Here is a 3,948-nt window from a genome sequence, read left to right as displayed (position 1 = left end):
TTTAATCCATTCACCTCCTGATCAATAAATGGATATTCCACATTATTCTTATAGCTGATTAATGTGGCATCATAGCCTTCTGTTTTGTACATAAAATAAGGAAGCTGCCCAACATCCTTAACCAGGTGAAAATTCTCGGTCTCTGTAAATACGGTAACGAATGTGGGTTTTTGTTTCATTTACGGACACAGATGCGTACTATTTGAGGCCTGCCAGCTTAGTTTTAAATGCGAATTGGAATAAATATGTTTGATCAAAATTAGTGATTAAAAAGGAAAAATTATTCTGGGTCTAATTCTACAGTCAATTTACGGTTTTCAATGTCTAAATTTTTTAAAAACCACCCCCTACCCCCGCCAGCGGGGGACAGTATGGCGGATAAGAATTCGTGTATCGTCCTAAAAAAAGTTTACAGTTTTTGATTTAATCCTGCAATGCGTTTACAGTTATTTATTATCCTGTCATAGGTTTACAATTTTACTGTTTTTGTTATAATAGTTTTTCCTTAGCCACCCTTGTCCATCGCTGGCGGAGGACAGTATGTTGGATAAAGAAATTTCGGGAATGGATTGATATTTACAACTTATATCAAATTATAATTAGCCACCCTTGTCCACCGCTGGCGGGGGAATTAAAGGGGGTGGTTCTTGAAACCAGACATATTTTTTTTTGACAGCTATTTTTTTGGCCTAGCCCACGCAACCTTCATTAAACCATAATATTTCTTATTTTTAACAGGTATTTTTACAACTAGTACAATAAAAATCGCGGCATGATAGCCGTAACAATCAAGACATGACCCCCAAATTGCCAGAATCAATTGTGTATCCTTCCATATCTATAGCTATGGCTACTTATAATGGCGAAAAATATTTAGAAGAGCAGCTTGATTCTATACTTTCTCAATCACTTTTGCCTTCTGAAATTATTGTATGTGATGACCAATCTACAGACGGTACCCAAGAAATACTCGATAAATATCAGCAAAAAGGACTTTTAAAGTATTTCGTAAATGACAACAGACTTGGGTTTATAGGTAATTTTAAAAGGGCTGTTTCTTTGACTTCTACCGACAATTATATTGCATTGTCTGATCAGGACGATATCTGGCTACCCGGTAAGATTCAGGCTGCAGCAGACCTTTTACTTAAGATAGAAGAGAGTCAACGTCCAGCTATGGTTTATTCGGATCTGATTTTCGTAGATGAAGATAAGAATCTGTTGAATCAGTCATTTCGGAATGAACTAGGGCAGGGAGATTACAATCATTGTTTGGATACACTTTTGTTTGGATGTTTTGTGAATGGTTGTACCATGTTGATGAATCCTAACATGAGAAATTACTTTTCAAGTATCCCCGAGAATGCTAGTTTAAATCATGATACCTGGATGTCTTTGATTGCCTATACATTTGGTGATGTTGCCGTAGTTCCGGATTCGTTGATCTGGTATCGCAAACACAGGGATAATGCTACGGATGTTGGCAATTTCCATAAATTGGGCAGGTTGAGCCGCTTATGGGCAGAAGTTCGTCAGTCGTTCAAGAAGAACGATCTATTTGAAGATCAGATCAGTTTTGTAACTGAGTTTTACCATACTTTCGAGCATAATTTAAATGCAGAACAGAAAAAACTAATTCAGAAATTCTTGAAGCTCAAGGGTAAATCTTATCTAGAAAAGAAAATTGCGTTGAGGGTGTTTTTTAGGGGTAACTGGAAATAAATGTTTTTTTGTTCTTTGTATCTTAAATTAAGTTTAATAATAATATACGAGAACCACCCCCTACCCCCGCCAGCGGGGGACAGTATGGCGGATAAGAATTTTCAATAAGTACTGATTTTTTTAGTTTATGACAAATTTCCCTTAGCCGCCCAGTGTCCACCGCTGGCGGGGGAATTAAAGGGGGTGGTCTAGTGCTAAATTAGGTTTAATAAAAGATGAGAATCACCTCTCACCACCGCTTTTAAAAAACAAATTTCAATCCAAAATCCAATGTCATCCCGAACCCTGCCCTTCAGCAGGTGAGGGACCTTCGTGAAAATAAGCACATTGCTCTTCATTGAAAAAACAAATCAGAGGAAAATAAATTAACTTAAGAAAAATCACACGCGGCACGCGTGCGCTAGCAAGGGTGGTGGGTCTGCAGCGAACCTAATCTTCAGTTTTTACCTTAGCCCTCATCATCAATAGATAAAGACATCCAGCGGCACCGGCAGCCATCATCCCATAAATAATTGACATGAGGTATCCTGTTCTATTCTTTTTGAGGGGTAGCTCAGGTTCATCAACTATTTGGAAGGTTGGAGTTTCCTGTAATAGCATGGTACGGCTAATTTCAAGGTTTTTTACAATTTCTCCATAAATGGATTGCAACACTCCCTTATCTCTTTGTTTTAATTCAATGGCCGCCGCCTGCGTAACATATCCCGGGTTTTTATCCAACATAATGTCATTGGCCGCACTGGCAATATATGTTTTGCGATTTAGAAGTGCTTCAATGCTATCAGCACGCACTTGCAATCGGTTCACATTATTTCGTTGTCTTTTAGTTTTGGTGTCAATATAAAAACGCGTGGCCTCCTGAATAAGTTTTTTAGTGAATACCTGAGCAAGCCTTTCATTATGCATGGTAACCGTTGCTTCGAAAAAACTCAATTTTTTATCAGGCTTTCCAACACTCAGTTCTTTTTCACTTATTCTTTTAATGATCACCTGAATCAGGCTATCTTGAAGTCTGGTATAGGTTTCTGTATTTTTGGGGAAAGTAACAGGTGTTCCATTAGTGTATTTATCGCCCCAGGCCTCACTTAATTTGGCTGTTCTGGCATATTCATCGGCAATAGTGATGTCTTTTTGATCATCAAATGGAGTGAGTAAGGTGTTTTTTATCATTCGGGTACTGCGTAGCAATTGCTGTACGTTATCGCCTGCCAATACTCCACCTGTGCCCGACATCCCACCAATATCAAAGCCAAGTTGCCCGGCCAATCCGGATATCAGTGAACCTCCTCCTCCTTTGGCTTCTTCAACAACAAAGGTAAGCCTCGAAGTATACGAAACAGGCTTGTACCAGGCATATGCGATACCTAAACAGGCACCTAAGATCGATATAGCACCAATTTTAAAACGTTTTTGCCACAGGTAAACTACATCCTCTTTACGCTTTTGAAAGATTTGTTTGAATGAAAATTCAGGCTCGTATGGATAGGTTTCCTTACTCATATTATTTATCTAAAATAGCTAGCAGCCCAATAAGTGCTGTAATGGCTGAAGTGATTCCTGAAATTTCGGCAAATCCTAATCGTACTTTATTATCTGGATTATCTTTAGGCACTGTGATTATGCTGCCAGGTAAAACAGGCGGGTAGCTTCTGAATACTAGAAAATTCCGGACCGGTTTATTCAAGCCATTGGGATATTGAACGTATGATCCTTTAATTCGGGCATTTTCAAGAGTGCCTCCAACAGAGTTGATATAATATTTAAATCTTCGCCCCTGATAACTGATGTATTGAGGGTTACTTACTGCACCTGATACTTTTACAAACGATATAATTCTTGGAACAAAAATACTATCGCCTGGAATCAGGATCATACTTTTTTGAGCAATTGAATCTGATGTGCTTTGAGTTAGATCTAGGTCAACTCTAACCCCGTTTCTGTAAATCTGCGTACTTTCTAATGATCCGTAAGGACTAAGCCCGCCGGCTCTCTGTAAAAAGTCTAGAGCAGTTTCGTCGCGCTTTTGTACAGCGTATTCACCTGGAAATAATACTTCGCCGGCAACATTGATATTGCCTAATGGCCGGAAGTTTACTAAACGGGGTACATGAATATAATCAAGTTCTTGCAACTCCATATCGCCAGTTCCGGTTTCAATATTTACATTAAATGTTTCAACCAACTGGTTTGCAACATTATCAGATTTGTCTTTAATTATTCTGGAGA

2 protein-coding genes and 1 pseudogene are annotated in these 3,948 nt (G+C 38.7%); 1 reads left to right on the top strand and 2 read right to left on the bottom strand.

Going from position 1 to position 3,948, the window contains the following annotated elements; translation table 11 throughout:
• The first annotated feature begins 795 nt into the window (after positions 1-795).
• Positions 796-1,722, top strand: a complete 927-nt coding sequence (locus ACIQZ6_RS12225) for a glycosyltransferase family 2 protein (protein WP_395811499.1) — start codon at positions 796-798, stop codon at positions 1,720-1,722.
• A 429-nt stretch (positions 1,723-2,151) separates the two neighbouring features.
• Here ACIQZ6_RS12225 and ACIQZ6_RS12220 read toward each other — a convergent pair whose 3' ends face one another.
• Both ACIQZ6_RS12220 and ACIQZ6_RS12215 read right to left on the bottom strand, forming a co-directional pair.
• Positions 2,152-3,222, bottom strand: a complete 1,071-nt coding sequence (locus ACIQZ6_RS12220; protein WP_395811497.1) for a hypothetical protein — start codon at positions 3,220-3,222, stop codon at positions 2,152-2,154.
• Position 3,223: 1 nt separating this feature from the next.
• Positions 3,224-3,948 (bottom strand): annotated as a pseudogene (locus ACIQZ6_RS12215) (hypothetical protein); the annotation flags it as partial.

The organism is Daejeonella sp., from assembly GCF_044348475.1.
Classification (GTDB): domain Bacteria; phylum Bacteroidota; class Bacteroidia; order Sphingobacteriales; family Sphingobacteriaceae; genus Daejeonella.
Note: the sequence above shows the minus strand (reverse complement) of the source record. Positions and strands in the feature narration are given on the sequence as shown.

Excerpts from the sequence above, each read along its gene's own strand:
- ACIQZ6_RS12225 (WP_395811499.1), top strand. The coding sequence starts at position 796 with ATGACCCCCAAATTGCCAGAATCAATTGTGTATCCTTCCATATCTATA.
- ACIQZ6_RS12220 (WP_395811497.1), bottom strand. The coding sequence starts at position 3,222 with ATGAGTAAGGAAACCTATCCATACGAGCCTGAATTTTCATTCAAACAA.